Here is a 21,052-nt window from a genome sequence, read left to right as displayed (position 1 = left end):
TGAGACCTTCCTACGCCACCCTACGCCACTGCGGCGTCCGGAATCCGCGCGGCTTCTATCGGCTGCTTGCCGCGGATCAGGTCCGAGGCACGATCCGCGATCATCATGGTGGAGGCGTTGAGATTCGCCGAGATCATGCGCGGCATCACGGAGGCGTCGATGACGCGGAGGCCCTCCAACCCGTGGACGCGGAGCTGGTCGTCGACCACCGCCCACGTGCTGTCCGCCGGGCCCATGCGGCAGGTGCAGCCGGGGTGGAAAGTGGTGGTGCCGCGTTCGGTGGCGGCGGCGAGGAATTCGTCGTCGGTGTTGATGTTGGGGCCGGGGAAATCCTCGTAGGCGTAATAGGGCGACAGCGGCGCACTCTTCAAAAGCCTGCGCGCGAGCTTCATGCCGCCGACGATGACGCGGCGGTCGAGCTCGGCGTCGAGATAGTTGGTCTGGATGATCGGCGGCGCGAACGGATCGTTGGAGCGGATGCGGACATAGCCGCGGCTCTCCGGGCGCTGCTGCCAGGACGCCACCGTCATGCCGGGCTCGTCCTCGAGCTGGCCCTGCACGCCTTCCTTGTAGCTCGCCGGCGTGAAGGTGAGTTGCAAGTCGGACGAGTCCGCGCTCTCGCCGGAGTGCCAGAAGCAATAGACCATGGTCGGCGACAGCGAGAGCAGGCCGCGGCGCGCGGTCGCCCATTTCAGAGCCTCGATCCACAACGAGAAGCCGCGGCGGAGCTCGTTGATGGTCTTGATGTCCTTCACGCGCGCTACGGTGCGCGGGGCGTAATGATCCTGCAGACCTTCGCCGACCGGCAGCGCATGGCGCACCGCGATCCCTTGCGCGCCGAGCAGATCGGGTGAGCCGATTCCGGAGAGCTGAAGCAGCTGCGGCGAATTATAGGTGCCGCCGGACAGGATCACTTCCTTGTTGGCGCGCACTTCGACCGGCGTGCCGCCGCGGCCGCCCTTGCTGTAGCGCACGCCGACGGCGCGCTTGCCTTCAAAAATGATCTCTGTCGCGTGCGCGTGGGTGTGCACATGCACGTTCGGGCGCTTCATCGCGGGCTTGAGGAACGCGGTCGAGCCGGAGACGCGCAGGCCCTTGTCGATGGTGCGCTGGCAGTAGGAGACGCCTTCCTGCTTAGCGCCGTTGTAATCGGGGTTGCGGGGAATGCCGAGCGAGACCGCGCCTTCCATGAAGGCCTCGCAGAGCGGATCGCGCCAGTCCATGGTGGTGACGGTGAGGTTGCCGTCGCGGCCGCGATAGGTGTCCTCGCCCTCGCCGACCCGCTTTTCCAGCCGCTTGAAGTAAGGCAGCACGTCGGCATAACCCCAGCCGCGATTGCCCATCTGCGCCCAGGTGTCGAAATCCATCCGCTGGCCGCGATTGTAGATGTGGCCGTTGATCGAGGACGAGCCGCCGAGCGTCTTGCCGCGCGGCGCATAGATGCTGCGCCCGCCGGTGTAGGGCCCCGGCTCCTGCTGGTAGGCCCAGTTGATGCTCTTCATGTGGAAGGTCTTGATGAAGCCCGCCGGCAGATGGATGTAGGGATGCCAGTCGCTCGGGCCCGCCTCGAGCACGCAGACGCTCACGTTCGGATCTTCGCTGAGCCGGCTGGTCAGTACGCAGCCGGCGGAGCCCGCGCCGACGATCACATAATCGAATCTGTCCATGGTGCCTCGGCCGCTCAGCGCGGCTTGTCGTTGAGTTGATAGTTCAAATGCGTCCGCACCGTCGGCCATTCGGCGGCGGTGATGCTGTAAACCACGGTGTCCCGCAGCGTGCCGTTCGGCGTGACCTGGTGGCTGCGCAGAATGCCGTCCTGCTTGGCGCCCAGGCGCTCGATGGCGCGGCGGCTCTGGTGGTTGAAGAAATGCGTGCGGAATTCGACCGCGATGCAGTTCAGCGTCTCGAAGGCGTGGGTCAGCAGCAGAATCTTGCACTGCGTGTTGAGCGGCCCGCGCTGCGCGCTCTTCGCATACCAGGTCGAGCCGATCTCGACGCGGCGGTTGGCGGCATCGATGTTCATATAGGTGGTCTGGCCGACGATCTTGCCGCCGGCATCGAACACGGTGAACGGCAGCATCGAGCCTGCGGCCTGGAGGCCCAAGCGGCGGTCGATCTCCTTGGCCACGTTCTCCGGCGTCGGGATCGCGGTGTACCAGATCGTGTAGAGCTCGCCGTCCTTCACGGCCTCCACCAGCCCCTCGCGATGCTCTTTCGACAGCGGCTCGAGACGGGCGTGCTGCCCACGCAGGGTGACGGGATCAGGCCAGGGCATTTCTCTCTCCATAATGACTGCCGTCCTTCCGAGGCGCGACGACGTCGCGAGCCCGGAATCCATAATCACCGCTCGGGGTTATGGATTCCGGGCCTGCGTGCTGGCGCACGCATCCCGGAATGACGACCGACGCATCGGCACGGCTGCTCAGATACATTCACTTATTCAGAAAGTTCAACGGCAAACCGCAGCGCGGCCAGTCCATGGCGATCAGTTCGCCCTTGCCTGAGAGCGTGATGTAGGCGGTCTTGAGCTCGGGACCGCCGAAGGCGATGTTGGTGGTGACGCGATCGCCGGTCGGGACCTGCTCGACCAGGGTCCCGTCAGGCGCGATCACCGAGATGCAGCCGGAGACCAGGGTGGCGACGCAGACATTGCCGTTCGCCTCCACCGCGAGCGAGTCGAACATCTGGTAGCCGCCGAGGCCGCAGATCGGCTTGCCGCGCTCGCCACGGTAGATCACCTCGCGCGGCTTAAGCGTGCCGGGCGCGGACAGCTCATAGGCCCAGAGCCGCCCCGTCGGGGTCTCCGCGATGTAGACGGTGTTCTCGTCCGGCGACAGGCCGATGCCGTTGGCCGGCAGCACGCCATGCACGACCTCGACGATCTCGGTCATGCCGGGCTTGAGATAATACATGCCGCCGACATCCATCTCGCGGGCGCGGCGCTTGCCGAGATCGGAGAACCAGAGGCCGCCATGCTTGTCGAAGACGAGGTCGTTCGGCCCGCGCAGATCGTGCTCGCCGCATTTGGTCACGACGGTCTCGACCTTGCCCGATTGCAGATCGACGCGCTGGATCGAGCCACCGAGATAGCTGTCCGGCTGCGGGCCGGGCATGATCATCTTGCCGGTCGGAATCCAGGAGAAGCCGCCATTGTTGCAGATGTAGATCTTGCCGTCGGGGCCGAGGGCTGCGCCGTTCGGGCCGCCCGGCACCTTGGCGACGACCTCCTTGCGGCCGTCGGGATGGATTCGGGTCAGGCGCTGGCCGCGAATTTCCACCAGCACGACCGAGCCGTCCGGCATCACCACCGGCCCTTCGGGAAATTCGAGGTCGGTGGCGAGAATGCGAACGTTGGACATGGGGACCCTCCCGGCTGCTTGTTATGGCTTGCACGGGATGTCCGGCACGGGCCCCACACGCAAGATTTGCCTGCGGTTATGACAAAGTCGCCGGGGCTTGCCAAGCAAGCGGGATGGTATGCCAGCGTTGCAACGTAAAGCGCGATGACATATCGCGCTTTAGGTCTTGCTTGAGCATGATCTCTTCGGAAAACCGCTGCGCACTTTGCGCGAACGCGGCCCTTCGGGTCCGGATCGTGCTTACTCCCGCACTGGTATCCAAATCTCGAAGCCGCCATTGCCGGTCGCGGGATCGAATTTCTCGTCATAGCGCTCGAAGTTCGGCGCATCCGCGGCCTTCAGGCCGGACGCCGGCAGCCACTGATTCCAGATCGTGTTGACGGTGCGGCGGATCGAGGCGACGTGCTCGGTGTGGGTGAACACCGCGTAGCGCTGCTCGGGAATGCGGATGCGACCGAAGCGGCGCGGCAGGTCGGAGAAATCGGCGACCTCGACGCCGGCGATGTAGTCGAAATTGCCGGAATCATCGCCGTTGCAGCAGACGCCATAGGCGACTTGAGATTTTCCCTGGCCGACGCGCGCGGGAACGTCGGCGACCTCCTGATGGAAGCGGTGCCACAGCCCCGGAATGGCGGCGCCGTTGTCGCAGGAGATGCGCTCGGCGGGGCCGGCGACGAGGAAGGCCTTCGCGGTTTCGAAACGCGGCGGGACGAGGTGGTCGAGCATGGTGGAGTCCATGAGGATCGGCTCCTGAAGCTTGAGTTTGTCGAGGCGCGTTGCCGCCCGCACCGCTTCGGGTGTGGTGCCAAACTGGTCGCGGAACGCGCGGGTGAACGCTTCGTGCGAGCCGTAATCCGCCTCCAGCGCCAGCGACAGGATGTCCGGCGCGCCGTTCGCAAGACTGCGCGCCGCTTCCGTCAACCGCCGCGCGCGCACGTAGCGCATCACAGGAAGTCCGGTGGCTGCGGCAAACGCCCGCACGATGTGGAACCGCGACACGCCAGATATCGCAGCAATCTCGTCGAGCGTCATCGGCTCGGCCAGATGGCTCTCGATATACCAGAGCGCGCGCTGGGCTGGGTTCATGCGTCAAGGGCCCTCGTTCGAAGCCTGGCGATGATGCGCTGACGGCCACCGCCTCGCTTGATCGGCATTGCTGTCCTTGCATGAGAATAGTTCCGGAATAGCCACTGGCAACGCCCCGGCATTCGCAGCTACACTCATCGCAACCGCTCACCAGAAAGAGGAACCGCGTCATGGAAATCACCGATGTGCGGGCGCACCATATCCGCATCCCCTATGACGCCGGTGTCGCGAGCTTTCGCCAGGGCGCGTCCGCAATCTCCGCGCTCGACATGGTGCTGGTCGAGGTCACGACCGATGCCGGACTGACCGGCTGGGGCGATGCCTTTGCCTATGTCTCCCCCCGCACCACGCGAAGCGCCGTCGAGGAGATGATCGCGCCGCAGGCCCGCGGGCTGAAGGTTCCCGATGCCGCCGGCATTCCCGCGGTGATGGAACAGATCCAGCGCAACCTGCATCTGTTCGGCCGCTACGGCATCACCATGTTCGCGATATCAGGGCTCGACATCGCGCTGTGGGACCTGGCTGCGAAGATCGAGGGCGCGCCGCTGCATCGCCTGCTCGGAGCAAGCAAGCGCTCGAACATCCCCGCCTATGCGAGCCTGCTGCGGATCGGCTCGCCTGAGAACATCACGGGCGAATGCAAGAAGGCGCTCGCGCTCGGCTATGGCGCCATCAAGCTGCACGAGACCACGACGCCGGCGGTGTTTGCCGCGCGCGAGGCCATTGGGCCCGGCATCCCGCTGATGGTCGACATGAACTGCCCGCTCACAGGCGAGCAGGCGATCGCATTCGCGAAGGCGTGCGAGGACGCGCAGCCGATGTTTCTGGAAGAGCCGGTCTGGCCGCCGGAGGATTTTACCACGCTCGCCGAGGTCCGCCGCAAGGGCGGGCTCGGCGTCGCCGCCGGCGAGAACGCCTGCACGGAGTATCAATTCCGCCAGATGATGAATGCAGGCGCGGTGAGCCACGCCCAGCCGTCGGTGACCAAGGTCGGCGGCATCACGGAATTTTTGAAGGTCGCCGCACTCGCCGATCAGCTCGGCGTCAAGATCGTTCCGCACTCCCCGTATTTCGGTCCGGGCCTGCTGGCGACATTGCACCTGCTGGCGACGCGTGACGACGGGTTGGTCGAGATGTTCTATCTGAAACGCGAAGCGTGTCTGTGGGGCGGCCGCGCCGATGTCGATACCACCGGCCACGTCGCGGTGCCCTCGGGACCCGGGCTCGGCTATGAGCCCGATCGCGGCGTGATGGAGCGCTACCGCGTGGCGTGACGGCGACGCCTATTTCGCCGCATCCTTCGGTGGCGGCGCGTCCTGCTTCTTCTTCAGATCGTCCGCGATCTTCACCTGTGCAGCCTGGAGATCGCCCAGCGTCTTCTGCAGGCCGGCCACAGTCGTCTTCAGCGCGTCGATCTGGCGGTTGGCGGCATCGAGCTTCTGCTGATGATCGAGCGTCAGCTTGGTGATCGTCTTCTGCAGGAAGTCGACGTTGCTCTGCAGGCAGCTCGTGCGCCGCTCCATGGTCTTCTCGACGGTACAGATCTCGATGCCGGGCACGTCTTGCGCGCGGACCGGCGCAATCGCCAGCGTGGCGAGCAACAACATCGCGAAACAAACGCCGGCACTTCGAAGCGACATGCAGGTTCCTCGTCCAAATCAATCACGGCAATGTGCGCTTTTTGCTCGCCGACGCCGGAGGCTACCACACTCGTACCGCATTCTCGCGTTGAGCTTGGCTTGTTCCCTTGGACGGGGAGCAGTGAACCGTGCGCGGAAGAAAGTGGGCGCTCTTTCCGCGACTTTGATTAGGGGAGATTTTTGGAATGGCAACGCGCGATAGACGTCTGGCGGAATTCGATGGCGCCGGCGAACCGCCACCTGGCCTGCCGGTGGAGGTGCTGTGCGAGGACCACAGCGGAACGTATCAACTGCCGTTCGCCTGCCGCTATGTCGAGGGCCGCTGGCAGAACGACGCGGCCGGCGTCCCGGTGGAAGCCACTGTGATCGGCTGGCGCGTGCCGCGCGCCAAGCACTCGGGCTTCGCCTAACGAGCGGCGTCTGTCTCAAAATGCAACGGGGCCGCGCTCTGCCTTAACGAACGGAACGCGGCCCGAACGAATCACGTCCGAATCAGCCGGAACGCCGTGTACGCAGCTGTTCACGGCTAGATGTCGCAACAAGCCCGCACGCGTATACAATATCTGCGCAGCACGTGGGCCGGCCCGAGCCGGCTGCGGGTGCTAAAAGTTAACGGCTTCAAAGACATGGCAGCCGGCTGCGGCAGCCCTGGTCTCGCTCCCAAAACAGGCAGGCGGGCGCCAGGCCTGCCTAATATTCGACCTCGAGCTCCTCGATCTCGGCCGGCTCATCCTTGGCCGCCGCGATCCATTCCTTCATCTCGGGCATGGCCATGATGGTATCGGCATAGGCCTTCAGCAGCGGCTCGAGCTTGACGTCATAGGTCACGAAGCGCGTCACCACGGGGGCATACATCGCATCCGCCATGGTGCGCCTCGCGCCGAACAGGAAGGGTCCGCCTGATTTCTCCAGGCAGTCGCGCCAGATGGAACAGACGCGGTCGATATCGGCCTGCGCGCGCGACCAGATCTTGAAGCCGGGGAAGTGCCCCTTCAGATTGACCGGCAGCGAAGCGCGCAACGTTGTGAAGCCGGAATGGATTTCGCCGCAGATCGAGCGGCAATGCGCCCGCTGGACGCGGTCATCAGGCAATAGACCGGCTTCCGGCATCGCCTCGTTGAGATATTCGGCGATCGCCAGCGTATCCCAGACCACGGCGCCGTCGTGGCGCAGGCATGGCACCAGGATCGACGACGACAGCAGCAGGATTTCGGCGCGTGCCGACGCGTCGTCCGGCGCGGTGACGATCTCCTCGAAATCGAGCCCGGAAAATTTCGTCAGCAGCCAGCCGCGCAGCGACCAGGACGAATAGTTCTTGCTGCTGATGGTCAGTGTCGCCTTCGCCATATGGCCCATTCCCTACGCCTGTGACTTGCACGCCGCCCGGCCCGCGGGAGTGCTCATGACCTGTGCTTCCCGCAAAAAGAGGAGCAAGCGATGTGCCAGTTTTGAGGGCGGCAGGGCTCCCGTTTGGCTTCGATATTGCATGACAGCACGGGAAGGTGGGCGTTTCAGTATGATGTCGATGTATTATCAGGCCTTTCAGAACCATATGGACCTCACCGCGCCGTGGCGGGCGGGAGCTTCGTCCGCGCTCAGATTCCTCCATCTGGTGCCGCAGGGCCTATCGGATCAGGTCGTCGGCCGGCTCTCGGCCGCGCTGGAGCTGATCTCGCGCTCCACCCTCACCTATCACCGTCCGGCCTACGGCATCGACAGCGTGATGGTGGGCAACCGCGAGGTCGGCGTCACCGAGGAGGTCGCCTACGCGACGCCGTTCGGCTCGCTGCTGCACTTCAGGAAGGACGGCGTGCCGGAGCAGCCGCGCATGCTGCTGGTGGCGCCGATGTCGGGCCATTTCGCCACGCTGCTGCGCGGCACCGTGAAAACGCTGCTGCAGGATCACGACGTCTACATCACCGACTGGCACAATCCGCGCGACATTCCACGCCGCGAAGGCCGCTTCGGGCTCGACGACTACACCGATCATCTCATCGACTTCCTCGGCCAATTGGGCCCGCGTCCGCACATGGTCGCGATCTGCCAGCCCTCGGTCTCGGCCCTGGCGGCCGCCGCGGTCATGTGCGAGGGCAACCACCCCTCGCGGCCTGCGACGCTGACGCTGATGGCGGGTCCGATCGACACGCGCATCCAGCCGACCAGGGTCAACGAGTTCGCCAAGAGCAGGCCGATCGACTGGTTCGAGCAGAACCTGATCAACTACGTGCCGGTGCAATGCCGCGGCGCGCTCCGCAAGGTCTATCCCGGCTTCGTCCAGCTCACGGCGTTCGTCTCGATGAATCTCGAGCGCCATATCAAGCAGCACATGGATCTCGCCAACCATATCGCCAAGGGCGAGAAGGAGAAGGCCGCCAGCATCAAGACCTTCTACGACGAATATTTCGCCGTGATGGACCTGCCGGCCGAGTTCTACATCGAGACCGTGCGTGACGTGTTCCAGGAGCACCTGTTGCCGCAAGGCAAGTTGATGCACCGTGGCCGTCCCGTGAACACCAAGGCCGTCAGCCGCATGGGACTGATGACGGTCGAAGGCGAGAAGGACGACATCTGCTCGATCGGCCAGACGCTCGCCGCGCAAGACCTCTGCACCGGTGTGCGCGCCTATCGCCGCGTCCACCACATGCAGGCCGGCGTCGGCCACTACGGCGTGTTCTCGGGCAAGCGGTGGAATAACGAGATCTATCCGCTGCTGCGGGATTTCGTGCACGTGAATTCCTGACTGTCATTCCCCGCCCATCGACTGGGGGAAAACGGCACGTGCCTAATGCACTTGCTCCAGCAGCTCTTTCGCTTCCACGACTTCAGAAAGATTTCGCTCCACATCGAATTCGGCCAGCACGGGAGCGAGCATTTCGGATACCCCGCCTGCTCGGCCATTTCTCTTGTGCAGGCGAGCAAGTCCAAGGGCGCTGCGCAGCTCGAAAGTCTTCGTCTGCTGGTGTCGTGCGATCTCAAGCGCTCGGTTGAGGGAAGCTTCGGCACTGGCTTCGTCCGAAGGATCAAGACGCGACAAAAGCTCGCCGCGGGCGCGATGCAGCTCGGCATCAAGCCAATGCTGGCCGGATTGCCCGGTCCACGCGATCAATTCGCTCAAGATTTCCAGCCCGGTTTCGAGTTGGCCCGACGCTGCGTTCGCCAAGGCGACGTGCATCCCCCAAAACGGCTCACAGAGATAGCAGTCATTCTCGTGCAGCAAAGTCCAGCCGCGACGCATTTCCGTCAGTCCGGTCATTTGGTCGCCTGCACGCCACTTGGCGAGGCCATTCAGATAGGTGCCGGCGGCCACATACAACGGCATCGTGTGGTCGCGCGCGAGACCGAGCGCCAAGATCGTCTCCGTTTGCTGCAACACGCCTCCGCATAGTCCGTCGAACACGGCGCGATGAACCAGCGCGTTGGCCTGGGACAGCGCCCGTTTTTCTCCCGAAGCACTCACCGCTTCGGCGGCGAGGCGGCGTGCGCGCGCGATCTTGCCAAGCGGCCAAAGCACCAGGGCAAGAAACCTCATGATCACGAACGGGAGATCCAGTGCCGAAGCCCTGAACGTCGCGGGATCCGGCTCGGCACCATAGATCTCGAGTGCCTGCTCGAGATGCATCCTCGCGTTCAAGTAATCACCGCCGAACCAGCAGGTAACCCCGCCCGTCCAATGTGCAACGACAGCGGCCACCGGTGAGTCCGGTCGTCGGTCAGCGGCGCTCCTGATGGCATCCGCCAGCTCCAGCATCGGAGCGAGTTCGCCGTGTGTCAGGCAAGCATTGAAGAGACCCGAATGGACCGGCGCGAGTTCAACGGGATCATTGATGTCGGCAGCGAACTGTCGGGCACGCGTCCATGCGGCTACCGTTTCGGGAGCGCTATGGCCGAGGCTGCCTCGCAATGCACGGCCATACTCGATTTGAAGATGCAGCCTGCTCATCATCCGGCGGGGATCATCCGGCACCTCGTCGGCGGACGCAATCGCCTTGCCGAGATGCGCGATCGCCTCGGAATAGGCCGAGCGCTTCAGTGCTTGCTGGCCCGCCTTGCGCCACCATTCGAGGGCGATCTCGCTCAGCCCCGCCTCGGTGAAGTGGTGTGCCAGAACTTCCGGCTCAGTCTCGGCAACGACTGGAAACTTCTCGCGCAGGACATCGCCGATGCGCTTGTGAAGCATCTGCCGTTTGCTCTTGAGCAGGCCTTCATAGGCCGCTTCCTGAACGAGAGCGTGCCTGAAGCTATAGTTTGCGTCGGGCGGTGTCCCGCGACGCACCAGCAGTTCCGCCTCTTCGAGTTGCCCCAGCGCAGCGCTCAACGTCAGATCATCGCGTCCCGTCACATATCTTAGCAGCGCGTATGAAAAGTCGCGGCCGATGGCGGCGCCTATCTGCGCCACCTCCTTGACGGGCGCCAGCCGGTCGAGCCGCGCCATCAGCGAATCCTGCAGCGTCGCGGGAATAGCGAGCGGCGGGAGCGGACTATCGAGGCGGTAGCGTCCGGAATCTTCGACGAGCAGTCCGGACTCCAGCACCATCTTGGTCAGTTCCTCAACGAATAGCGGGATGCCGTCCGTCTTGTCGATGATCTGCTCCATCATCTCGCGCGGCAGCTGGCGGCCAACGGTCACCTGCTCGACCAGCGCACGCGTGTCCTGCCGGTCGAGCCGGTCGAGCCGCAACAGGCTGACGTTGGCGAGGCCCGACCAGGAGGGCTCGAACTCTGGTCGGGCTGTCATGAGCATGAGTATCGGCAGTCCCCTGATCCGGTCGACCCCGAGATCGAACAGTTCAAGTGTCGTGGCATCGGCCCAATGCATATCCTCGCAGATAACCAGCAGGGGCTGCTCTCGCGCCAACCCCTCGAGCTGATCGAGAAGCGAGGCAAATGTCTGTCGCCGCTGCTGCGCCGGGCTCAAACCAAGCGGCGGATAATGGTCGCCGGTTGGAATCGAAAGGAGAGCCGCAATGAGCGGTGTCGCCCGGGCGACCTGTTGCGTTCCAAGCGCCAGCATTGCCTCAAGCTTGTCGAGCTTTTGCCCCGGCGTGTCGTGCGAGCGGATACCGGCTGCGCGCTCCAGCTGCGCGACAAAGGGATGAAGCGCGCTGTTGGTGTGGTAGGGCGAACACTGATATCGCACCCGGCGATGCGCCCCCAACGCGGGGTTTTCGGACAGCGTTGCGACAATGCGCGACTTGCCGATGCCTGCTTCGCCGGAGATCAACACCATCTGGCCCTGCCCCTGCCATGCCAACCGCTGGCGCGAGAGCGTGAATTCGATCTCCTCCTTGCGACCGACAAAGCCGATCGAACGCGCTGCGCGGACCGCCTCGAAGCGACTTTCCGATGCGGCCGCCCCCTCGACCGCCCAGACCGCGATGGGTTCGGCTATCCCCTTGACCTCGCGGCGGCCGAGATTGCGAAAAGTGAAGAGATCGCCAAGCAGCCGGCGCGTCGACGAGGCGACGACGACCACTCCCGGTTCGGCCAGGCTCTGAAGCCTGGCAGCAAGGTTTGGTGTATCGCCGACCGTTGCGTGCTCCTCCGACGCATCGCCGCTGATGAGGTCGCCGATCACCACAAGCCCGGTCGCGATTGCGATCCGCAGTTCAACCCGTTCGGTCGCGCCCGTCCTCAGTCGCCCGACCGCAGCGATGGTGTCGAGGCCCGCGCGCACTGCGCGCTCCGCATCGTCCTCGTGGGCGCGGGGATAGCCGAAATAGACCAGTATTCCGTCACCGACGAACCTGGCGATCCTGCCGTCATAAGCAGCGATGACGCCCGCACAAGCGGCGCGGTAGGCCCGGATCACTTCCCACATATCCTCGGGATCGAGACGCGCGGAGAGCGCAGTCGAGCCGACCAGGTCGCAAAACATAACGGTCAGGTGACGCCGCTCGGCGTCGTGAGGAGGAGCCGGCGATGCGATCAACGCGGCTGGATCGAGGTCGGCAATGGCACGCAGCATTTTGCGGCGATGGCCAAGCAGGACTCCGAGCTTATCGAAGTCCTCGGCCATCAGTTCGGGAAGGACGCCCATGTCGATCCCATTTTGGACAAAACGCTCTGCGTATTGTCCAAGCCCCAGCTTCTCGAGCCACTCCGCAATCTGCATTGGCTCCACCGATCGTGCGGTTGGCGGTTAGCAGAATTTTGGACCACGGCGCGGGGACAATATCCCAACGCCACCATGATGGCACGTCTTGTTTGTTGCGCGATAACTTAGGTTGCTCAGTACCGATGCCGCTTCCAAGCAAGGACATTGCTCGATGCAAACGGTCGCGCTACTAAAAATCGTCTGCACGCAGCGTTGAACGACAGAAGTTGCGATGAGCCGTCAACCACTCGCCTTCAGACCTGACGTCAGCACTGGCACTGGTGCCCACATCACGACGCCAAGCAGACGTTTTTCCGTGAGCACAATTGTCTTCATTCTTCGTCCTTGGGCACTACGTAGTTGCGCGCCATCGTTCCCGCCGCAACTTGAAGCGAAGACCCAACGACCCAACAGCCGGCGAGAAACGCTATCAGCGCATTGGGTAGGCTTTGATCAAGGACAAGGATGCTGACGGACAGAGTTGCTGCAATCGCCGCGCCGAACGTACCGGCCGCACTCATGATCTCAGCAACCTCAGAGCCGTTGTATTCTTCCGAGGTGCTCGAAATCGACCTCCGAGCGACAGACCGGGACAAATCAATTCCAACATAATAGCTGAGAGCTCCGTAGAGCATTGTTAGCAGCACGATCCAGCCGCTTTCAAAAAGCCCGCCTTTCTGACGCAACAGGGTCGCACCCACATAGAGGCCGCAAGAGGCCCCAACGGCTGCTAGCCCAATTCTTTCGAGGAGATGGGCCGACTTGATAAGACTGGAACGGGCGATCCCAAGATTACCGGCGTACCTCGTTAGGGAAAATGCGCTGAAAACTGCGTTGCCTATCTTCATTGGGGGCTCCTCAATAAGTAGCAGCCTACCGGCCGACCCCGATTAGAAGCTGCGTGGACGCGCTTCGCGATGCCCTTGATTCCAATTTCCAAAAGATGTGGCTGAGTGATGGGGCTGGCTTGCTCGTAACCAAGACGAGAGCCAGTCCAAAGCTGCGAGCTCGCGGCTTCGCAGGCATTGCATCTCACCCGTGTCTGTCAGTCAGCTCCGGGTGCAGCAATTTCTTGGGGGAGAGTTAGCTCGAAAAGAGAGTGATGGACTATGAGACTGTTCACATACTCCTGTTCCCTGTCGCTCCATCCAGTCACGATCTCAGGAGGACTAAGTTTGCATCGTTGCATACGCGGGAGCGCAGAAGCGCGAACTGACAGGCGCCGTGAGTTCGCAAGCTGTCCCGCGTTGCGCCACGCCAGATCGATTCGCGCCGTGTAGGCCGCGGCGCGCCGCAAAAATCTCGTCAGGCGGATGGCCGATGCCGTCGGCGAGATTGTCGCGATTGTCCTCGTCCGGCCATCGCTGGTCGCGTCCATGGTGCGATCGCCGGGACGGTCGAGCAGGGCCATCCCGTTGAGGTGGATATCGCCGGCTGGGATGCGCCGCGCGAAATCCTCGTGCAGGAAATCGGCGGACTTCACCCTGGCTTCGTCCTCCCTCGCGCGATGTCGCCGCCTGCTGAAGGAATGGCCGGGATGCTTGCCCTGAAGCGCAGCGCCTCACGAATTCACGGGCACGAAGCGCGCGATCTCGCTGGCGAAGCGGCACTGATTTGGATTCTGATTTTGACGCGAAAACGCTCTACTCGTCCCGCCCGCCATGGGTTTCGCGGCGCCATGCGCCCGGACTGACGCCAACCATCTGGGTGAACACCCGCGTGAAATGGCTTTGATTGGCAAATCCGGCCGAGATCGCAATCTCGGACAACGGCAGGTTGCGGACCGTCATCAGCTGCGTGGCCGCCTTCACGCGCTGGCGCAGCAGCCATTGATGCGGCGGCAGGCCGGTGGAGATCCGGAATGCGCGTGAAAAGTGGCTGACCGAGAGGCCGAGTTCGGTCGCGATCTGCTCCAGCGCGACCTTGCCTGAGAGATCGGAGTCGAGCCGGTCGCACGCGCGCTTCACCTGCCATGGCGCGAGCCCGCCGCGGTTAGGCTCAGCGACAGGCTTCAGCCCGCCATAGGTCTGGGCGACGTGGGCGGTGAGCGCGAGCATCATGTGATCGACGAAAAGCTGGTTGGTCTCGTCAGGCCGACGCAGTGCTTCCTGCAAGCTGGCGCCGATATGACGGATGACCCCGTCGTCATGCCCCACACCGGGCTCGTAATTGAGCTCGCCAATGCGCGGCGCGCCGGGTTGCCTCGCCATGTCGTGAAGGGCCGAGCGCGGCAAATAGAAGAAGAGCGAGTGAAACGGCTTGTCGATCACATAGCGCGGGTCGCGCTTGAGGTCGTACAGATAGGTCGCGCCCGCACGAATATCCTCCCTGGTGACGTAGCGGCCTTCCTCCCAACATTCGCAAGCGGGATAGTCGCGGAGCTTCAGGCTGACAAGGTAAGCATCTTCAGCCGGCAACGAGCCGGAAAGTTCGGACGTCGGCTTGTCATTGCGGACTTCGGTGACCGCGAGCTCCGCGCTGCGCAGCGAGCGCGTGATCAGAACCGGAGCTTCCTTCACGTGAAGGCCCCGCCCGAGCCTCTGCCCGTAGACGCCTGCTTGTGTCATTTCAATATTCCATCCGTGAAAGGCACGTCTGCGACGGCCTTTCCGAGTCGATGCATTATCGGAGATCGACGGCAGACGGTCCAGCTTCGCCGGATTAGCATATAGATTGTGGCAGCCGGTCGCACTCCGCCGCGACGAGGTGAATTCATTGTGATTTCAGCACGATTTCACAGGCTTGGCATCGCGAAGGACAACACCGTTAACGTGTGCGGCAGATCATGGCGCGATTTTATCGTGCGTTCTCGAAAGCATCCGCTGAGCGCCTTCGCGCGCTAGGCCGACCATTCCTCGCCCCAGACCTGGACGACGTGGCCGGGCGAAACTTCGCGATACTGCCGGACTGGCGGCTGATAATCCGGTGCGCGCACCGGGCTTCTGATCTCGTCGTTCGAGGTCTCGCGCTTCGTGCCGCGGCGCGATGGATCGGGCACCGGGACCGCGGCCATCAGCTTCTTCGTGTAGGGATGCTGCGGATTGCCGAACAAGGCTGCGCGCGGGCCGGTCTCGACGATCTCGCCGAGATACATCACGGCGACGCGATGGCTCATGCGCTCGACCACCGCGATGTCGTGGGAAATGAAGAGATAGGCAAGGCCCATGCTGGCCTGGAGGTCGAGCATCAGGTTGACGACCTGCGCCTTGACCGAGACGTCGAGGGCGGAGACCGCTTCGTCCGCAACGATCAGCTTCGGCCCGAGCGCGAGCGCGCGCGCAATGCAGATGCGCTGGCGCTGGCCGCCGGAGAATTCGTGCGGAAAGCGCGCGGCCATATCCGCGGTCAGGCCGACGCGCACGAGGAGGTCGGCGACCTTGTCGCGCGCCTGCGATGCCGTGGCGAGCCCGTTGGCGAGCAGCGGCGCTGCGATCGCCGTCCCCACCGACATGCGCGGATTGAGACTCGCGAACGGATCCTGGAATACGATCTGCATCTGCTTGCGGAAGTCGCGCAAGGTCCGGGCGTTCATGGCGAGGACGTCCTGGCCGTCGACCAGGACGGTGCCGCTGTCGGGCTCCGTCAGCTTGAGGATGGAACGGCCTGTCGTGGATTTGCCGCAACCGGACTCGCCGACCAGCGCCAGCGTCTCGCCGGCGCGCAGGGTGAAGGAGATGTTCTCGACCGCGTGGACGCGGCCCGAAACCTTGCCGAACAAGCCGGAGCGGATCGGAAAGCGTGTGGTGAGGTTGGAGACTTCGAGCAGCGGCCGCTCCGCGGTTGAGACCGTCTCAGGTGTCTCCGTTGGCTCGTCCGAGGTGCCCGTCACCTTGTCGACGATCGGAAAACGCATCGGCCGCGTCCGCCCGCCCATCGAGCCGAGACGCGGTACGGCCGCGAGCAGCGCGCTCGTATAGGGATGCGAGGGCGCAGCGAAGATGCGCGCGGTCGCATCGGTCTCGACCGCCTGCCCGCCATACATCACCACGGTACGGTCCGCGATCTCGGCGACCACGCCCATGTCGTGGGTGATGAAGAGGATCGACATCCCCTCCTCCTGCTGGAGCTCCTTCAGAAGCTCCAGGATCTGGGCCTGGATCGTGACGTCGAGTGCCGTCGTCGGCTCGTCGGCGATCAGCAGCTTCGGCTTGCAGGCGAGCGCCATCGCGATCATCACGCGCTGGCGCATGCCGCCGGAGAAACGATGCGGATGCTCGTGGAAGCGTGACGCCGCCGCGGGAATGCGGACACGATCGAGCAGACGGATGGTCTCGGCCTCCGCCGCCGCGCGCGACAGGCCGCGATGCTGGATCAGCGCCTCGGCGATCTGGAAGCCGATGGTGAGCACCGGATTGAGGCTCGTCATCGGCTCCTGGAAGATCATGGCGACATCGTTGCCACGAACATCCGTCATGCTCGCTTCGGACAGCGTCAGCAGATCGCGGCCCGCGAGCGTGACGCGCCCCTCGACGCGGCCGCTCTCCTTCGGAATGAGCCGCATGATGGAAAGCGCGGTGACGCTCTTGCCCGAACCGGACTCGCCGACGATCGCCACGGTTTCCTTGGCCGCGATATCGAACGACACGTCGCGGACGACGGGAATCCATTGCCGCTCGCGCAGAAAGGACGTGGTCAGGCCCGCGACCGACAACACGGGCGCCTGCGCTTCGGCAACGATCGGATCAGGCCTGCTTGCGCCGGTGCTCATGCGATTGCCCTAATAGCCGCGACTGCGATCGACGCGCCCCGGCAGATCTTCGCCGCGGCGGTGGCGTGCGATGACGTCGAGCACGAAATCGACGGCCGTATCAGGCGTCGTCATGCTGGCATTGTGCGGCGTCAGCAGGATGCGCGGATGGCTCCAGAACGGATGGCCGGCGGGCAGCGGCTCGGGATCGGCAACGTCGAGCACCGCACCGGACAGCGCGCCGCTGTCGAGCGCCGCGAGAAAATCGGCTTGGACGAGATGCGGACCACGCCCGACATTGACGAGCCCTGCTCCGCGCGGCAGGCGCGCGAACAGATCGGCATTGAGGATGCCGCGGGTCTCGTCGGTCAGCGGCAGCAGGCAGACGAGAATGTCGGCCTGCGCGAGAAACTCTGGCAAGGTGTCCGTACCGGCGTAGCAGGTGACGCCTTCAACCTCGCGCGGCGAACGATTCCAGCCGAGAAGCGGAAAGTCGAACGCCTTGAGCCGGTCGAGCACGGCCTGGCCGAGCTGGCCCAGCCCCATCACGCCGACACGACGACGTTTGGCCGGCGTGATCCGGATCTCGCGCCAGACCTGCTCCTTCTGTTGGCTGATGAAGTGCAGGAGATCGCGATGCAGGGCGAGCACGGCCATGGTGACGTATTCCACCATGGTCTCGGCGATGCCGGGCTCCAGCATGCGGACGAGCGGTAGGTGCGGCGGAAGTTTTGTGGCATCGAACTGATCCACGCCAGCACCGACCGAAAAGACCAGCTCGAGATTGGGAAAGGTCGTCGCGATATCGTCCGGCGGCACCCACGCCACCAGGTAGCGCACCTCTGCGGGATCGCCGATGTCGGGCCAGAGCCGGAACGGCACATCGGGCGCGCGTTCCGCGAAGAAGCGCGCCCATTCGGCGCCGCGAACCATGTTGGCCTTGTAGAGAACCGTCATGCCACCAGCACTCTCAGAACGGGCTGACCGGCGCGAGACGCCGGCCGTCGATCATGCGCTTGTGGCTGTAGGCCGCGGGATCGACCAGCGGCGTCGCGCCGGTCACGATGTCGGCGGCGAGCTTGCCGGCCGCAGGACCGATGCCAAAACCGTGGCCGGAGAAGCCGGTCGCGAGGAAGAAGCCGGGCAAGGCATCGACCGGCGAGATCACGGGAATGGTGTCCGGCGTGCAGTCGATCGTGCCGCCCCAGGCTTCCGCGATCTCGATGTCCTTCAATTCGGGATTCGACTTGATCAGCGAAGCCAGCGCCGCGTCGACCAGCGACATGTCGGGTGCCGGATCGCGCACCCGCTCGGTCTCGAACGGCGACGGCTTGTCAAAACTCCAGCTCGTGCCGCGCACGATCTGGTCGAAGAACGACTTGCCGAACGACAGTTTCAGCCCGTTCTTGCGATGCAGGTAGGTCGGCCAGAAGGTGCGCGCGTAGCGGAACAGGTCTGGCGACAGTTCGACAGTCCCGCGGCCGCGTAGCGCCAGTGTAAAACCGCCGTCGAGACGGCGGCGGATACAGTAGAAGTCGGTGCCGAGCGCGCCGGACGTGATCTCAGGTCCCGGCGTGGTTCGGCATGCGGTGGCGTTGACGAGGCCGATCGGGAGCTCGATGCCGTGACGGCGGCAGAACAGCGACGACCACGCGCCGCCCGACAGCAGCACGGACTGGGTGCGAATGGTGCCCTTCTCGGTGACGACGGCGCTGACCCGTCCGCCCTGCGTTTCCAGCCCGCGTGCAGCGCAGCCCTGGTGGATGGTCACGCCATGCTTGCGTGCAGCGGTGGCGAGCGCCGGCACGGCCATCGACGGCTCGGCGCGCCCGTCGCTCGGCGTGTGCAGGCCGCCGACCCATTTCTCGGAATTGCCGGGCAGGCGCTCGGCGACTTCCGCCGGCGTCAGGACGGTCGAGTGGACCTGCATCTCGCGCGCCGTTGCGGCCCATCGCTCCCAACTGGCCAGCTCGTCCTTGCTTTTGGTCAGGAACAGCACGCCGGTGCGGCGGAAGCCGGCATCGACACCGGCGTCGTCCTGCATGTCCTCCCACAGCCGGAGCGCCTCGCGGGCCAGCGGGATCTCCTCACGGGCGCGGCCCTGCTGGCGGCACCAGCCCCAATTGCGGCTCGACTGCTCGCCGCCGACATGGCCTTTCTCGACCAGTGCAACGGAGAGACCCTTCTTCGCCAGATGATAGGCCGCGGACACGCCGATGACGCCGCCGCCGATGACGACGACGTCCACCTGCGCCGGCAGGCGTTCGTCGCTGTTTATACGGGTGAGCGGCGGGGACATGGGACACTCCAGCTATTCAGTTCGATCGAAGCAAGTCGGCTCGTCATGGGATATTCGTTCGCGGATCGAGCGCATCGCGCAGGCCGTCACCGAGGAAATTGAAGCTCGTCACCGCGAGAGTGATGGCGACGCCCGGCACGATCGCAAGCCACGGCGCGCTGGTGAGATAGATCTGCGCGTTGTTGAGCATGTTGCCCCAGCTCGCGGCCGGCGGCTGGATGCCGTAGCCGAGATAGCTGACATAGGATTCGAGCAGGATCGCCTTGGCGACGTTCAGCGTCGCCGCCACCACGATCGGCGCGATCGCGTTGGGCACGAGCTCGCGAAACATGATCCGCAGGTTCGACGAGCCGAAGGCGAGCGCGGCGACCGCGAATTCGCGCTCGCGCAGCGAACGCACCTGGGCCTCGACGACGCGGGCAACGCTCATCCAGGCGGTCGCCGCGATCAGCACCGTCGTGGTGATCAGGCCAGGTTCGGTGAGGGCGGCCAGCGCAAGCAGGAGGAAGATCGTCGGAAAGCACAGCACGGCGTCGACCAGCCGCATCAGGACCGCGCCGACCACGCCGCCATAGAAGCCGGCGAAGGCGCCGACGGCGATTCCGACCGCCATCGCGATCACCATCGCGACGATGCCGATCGAGAGCGAGATCCGCCCGCCCATCATCAGCCGCGCCAGCACGTCGCGGCCAAGCTCGTCGGTGCCGAGGATGTGCGCGCCCGACAACGGCGGCGCGAACCGCTTCATGATGTCGATATAGGTGTCGTCGAACGGCAGCAGATAGGGACCCAACGCCGATCCGAGGACGAGAACCAGAATAATGACAGCACCCGCAAGCGCAAGGCGATGTCGGCGAAAGCGCCGCCATGCGGCCTGGCCGGGCGCGAGCTGAGCGGTCGAGAGGGTCGCAGCCGTCATTCCTAGCCCACCCGGATACGCGGATCGACGACGGCATAGAGGATGTCGGCGAGCAGCGAGCCGATCAGCACCATGGTCGCCGAGAACATCAGGATGCCCATCACCACGGGATAGTCGCGGTAGCCGATGGAATCCAGGAACAGCCGGCCCATGCCGGGCCAGGTGAACACGGTCTCGGCGACCAGCGCGCCGCCGAGCAGCGTCGGAAACTGGAGGCCGGCCACCGTGATCATCGGCAGCAGGGCGTTGCGCAGCGCGTGTACGGTGAGGATGCGCCATTCCGGCATGCCCTTGGCGCGCGCGGTGCGGATGTAGTCCTGGTTGATCACCTCGAGCATGGAGGAGCGCATGAAGCGGCCCCACATCGCGGTCTCGACCAGCGCCAGCACCAGCGCCGGCGCAATCAGATGATGCAGCAGGTCGAGGAAGGAGCCATCGCCGACGGTTTGGCGATTGCCGGCCGGCAGCCAGCCGAGCTTCACCGAGAACACGTAGATGGTGACGAGGCCGAACCAGAAGGTCGGGATCGACAGCGCGATCATGGCGCCGACGGTCGCCAGCGTATCGAACAGCGAATAGCGGCGCAGCGCGCCCAGCACGCCGATCCAGCAGCCGAGCAAAACCGCGATGATGGTCGCCGTCGCCATCAGCTCCAGCGTGGCGCCGAGATGGGAGGAGATCACCGACAGCACCGCCTCGCCGTCGCGATAGGACTTGCCCCAATCGCCTTTCAGCATGCGGCCGAACCAGTCGAGATACTGGATCGGCAACGGGCGATCGAGGCCGAGCTGCCTGGTGACGCGGTCGAGGTCCTCCTGCGTCATCTGCGCGGACGCCGCGTATTGCGACAGCGGACCGCCGGGGGCCAGATGCAGGATGGCAAATCCGATCGCGGAGACGATCACCAGCAGCATGATCGCCTGCGCCAGGCGGTTGGCGACGTAACGGGCCATCTCAGGCGATCCAGT

Annotated in this window: 18 protein-coding genes; 3 read left to right on the top strand and 15 right to left on the bottom strand. The window is 64.4% G+C overall.

What is annotated here, in order from left to right; genetic code table 11:
* Positions 1-20: 20 nt before the first annotated feature.
* The 4 genes from AB7290_RS09290 to AB7290_RS09275 all read right to left on the bottom strand — a co-directional run bounded on the left by AB7290_RS09290 (position 21) and on the right by AB7290_RS09275 (position 4,445).
* A complete protein-coding gene (locus AB7290_RS09290; protein ID WP_085405174.1) occupies positions 21-1,667 on the bottom strand; it encodes a GMC family oxidoreductase in 1,647 nt (548 codons plus the stop codon).
* 14 nt (positions 1,668-1,681) lie between these two features.
* A complete protein-coding gene (locus tag AB7290_RS09285; protein ID WP_028147003.1) occupies positions 1,682-2,275 on the bottom strand; it encodes a GNAT family N-acetyltransferase in 594 nt (197 codons plus the stop codon).
* Positions 2,276-2,432: 157 nt separating this feature from the next.
* Entirely contained in the window at positions 2,433-3,359 is a 927-nt protein-coding gene (locus tag AB7290_RS09280) for an SMP-30/gluconolactonase/LRE family protein (RefSeq protein WP_085405175.1), read from the bottom strand.
* Positions 3,360-3,599: 240 nt separating this feature from the next.
* The gene (locus AB7290_RS09275; protein WP_085405176.1) at positions 3,600-4,445 is read right to left on the bottom strand and encodes an AraC family transcriptional regulator; all 846 of its coding nucleotides are present in this window, start codon (positions 4,443-4,445) and stop codon (positions 3,600-3,602) included.
* 170 nt (positions 4,446-4,615) lie between these two features.
* On the opposite strand from AB7290_RS09275, the gene AB7290_RS09270 reads away from it, so the two are divergent.
* Positions 4,616-5,719 carry a mandelate racemase/muconate lactonizing enzyme family protein gene (locus AB7290_RS09270; protein ID WP_085405177.1) on the top strand — a complete coding sequence of 368 codons (1,104 nt, stop codon included), beginning with the start codon at positions 4,616-4,618 and terminating at the stop codon, positions 5,717-5,719.
* 9 nt (positions 5,720-5,728) lie between these two features.
* Here the strand turns inward: AB7290_RS09270 and AB7290_RS09265 are convergent, their stop codons facing one another.
* Positions 5,729-6,085, bottom strand: coding sequence for a hypothetical protein (locus AB7290_RS09265; protein WP_085405178.1), 357 nt, complete (start codon positions 6,083-6,085; stop codon positions 5,729-5,731).
* A gap of 185 nt (positions 6,086-6,270) precedes the next feature.
* Between AB7290_RS09265 and AB7290_RS09260 the strand changes: the two genes are divergently transcribed.
* Positions 6,271-6,495 carry a hypothetical protein gene (locus tag AB7290_RS09260; protein WP_041953164.1) on the top strand — a complete coding sequence of 75 codons (225 nt, stop codon included), beginning with the start codon at positions 6,271-6,273 and terminating at the stop codon, positions 6,493-6,495.
* A 280-nt stretch (positions 6,496-6,775) separates the two neighbouring features.
* Here the strand turns inward: AB7290_RS09260 and AB7290_RS09255 are convergent, their stop codons facing one another.
* Positions 6,776-7,432 (bottom strand): glutathione S-transferase family protein, encoded by a 657-nt coding sequence (locus AB7290_RS09255; protein WP_085405179.1) that lies wholly within the window; start codon positions 7,430-7,432, stop codon positions 6,776-6,778.
* 169 nt (positions 7,433-7,601) lie between these two features.
* On the opposite strand from AB7290_RS09255, the gene AB7290_RS09250 reads away from it, so the two are divergent.
* Entirely contained in the window at positions 7,602-8,825 is a 1,224-nt protein-coding gene (locus tag AB7290_RS09250) for a polyhydroxyalkanoate depolymerase (RefSeq protein WP_094184518.1), read from the top strand.
* Between the two features lie 42 nt (positions 8,826-8,867).
* Here AB7290_RS09250 and AB7290_RS09245 read toward each other — a convergent pair whose 3' ends face one another.
* The 9 genes from AB7290_RS09245 to AB7290_RS09205 form a co-directional block, all read right to left on the bottom strand.
* Positions 8,868-12,197 carry an adenylate/guanylate cyclase domain-containing protein gene (locus AB7290_RS09245; protein ID WP_085405180.1) on the bottom strand — a complete coding sequence of 1,110 codons (3,330 nt, stop codon included), beginning with the start codon at positions 12,195-12,197 and terminating at the stop codon, positions 8,868-8,870.
* Between the two features lie 314 nt (positions 12,198-12,511).
* Positions 12,512-13,027 carry a hypothetical protein gene (locus AB7290_RS09240; RefSeq protein ID WP_063981455.1) on the bottom strand — a complete coding sequence of 172 codons (516 nt, stop codon included), beginning with the start codon at positions 13,025-13,027 and terminating at the stop codon, positions 12,512-12,514.
* Between the two features lie 197 nt (positions 13,028-13,224).
* Positions 13,225-13,662, bottom strand: coding sequence for a hypothetical protein (locus AB7290_RS09235; RefSeq protein WP_244623163.1), 438 nt, complete (start codon positions 13,660-13,662; stop codon positions 13,225-13,227).
* A gap of 160 nt (positions 13,663-13,822) precedes the next feature.
* Entirely contained in the window at positions 13,823-14,746 is a 924-nt protein-coding gene (locus AB7290_RS09230) for a helix-turn-helix domain-containing protein (RefSeq protein ID WP_085405181.1), read from the bottom strand.
* A gap of 272 nt (positions 14,747-15,018) precedes the next feature.
* Positions 15,019-16,887 (bottom strand): ABC transporter ATP-binding protein, encoded by a 1,869-nt coding sequence (locus AB7290_RS09225; protein ID WP_094184520.1) that lies wholly within the window; start codon positions 16,885-16,887, stop codon positions 15,019-15,021.
* Positions 16,888-16,896: 9 nt separating this feature from the next.
* Complete coding sequence (locus AB7290_RS09220; protein ID WP_085405182.1) at positions 16,897-17,823, bottom strand: 2-hydroxyacid dehydrogenase; 927 nt, start codon at positions 17,821-17,823, stop codon at positions 16,897-16,899.
* A gap of 13 nt (positions 17,824-17,836) precedes the next feature.
* Positions 17,837-19,165, bottom strand: coding sequence for an NAD(P)/FAD-dependent oxidoreductase (locus AB7290_RS09215; RefSeq protein WP_441253374.1), 1,329 nt, complete (start codon positions 19,163-19,165; stop codon positions 17,837-17,839).
* Between the two features lie 43 nt (positions 19,166-19,208).
* Entirely contained in the window at positions 19,209-20,084 is an 876-nt protein-coding gene (locus AB7290_RS09210) for an ABC transporter permease (protein ID WP_085405184.1), read from the bottom strand.
* Between the two features lie 2 nt (positions 20,085-20,086).
* Entirely contained in the window at positions 20,087-21,037 is a 951-nt protein-coding gene (locus AB7290_RS09205; RefSeq protein WP_028147015.1) for an ABC transporter permease, read from the bottom strand.
* Positions 21,038-21,052: the final 15 nt, after the last annotated feature.

This window comes from Bradyrhizobium sp. 613_E4_N2_2 (assembly GCF_052075995.1).
GTDB classification, from domain to species: Bacteria; Pseudomonadota; Alphaproteobacteria; order Rhizobiales; family Xanthobacteraceae; genus Bradyrhizobium; species Bradyrhizobium barranii.
This window is presented reverse-complemented; position numbering and strand designations above follow the sequence as displayed.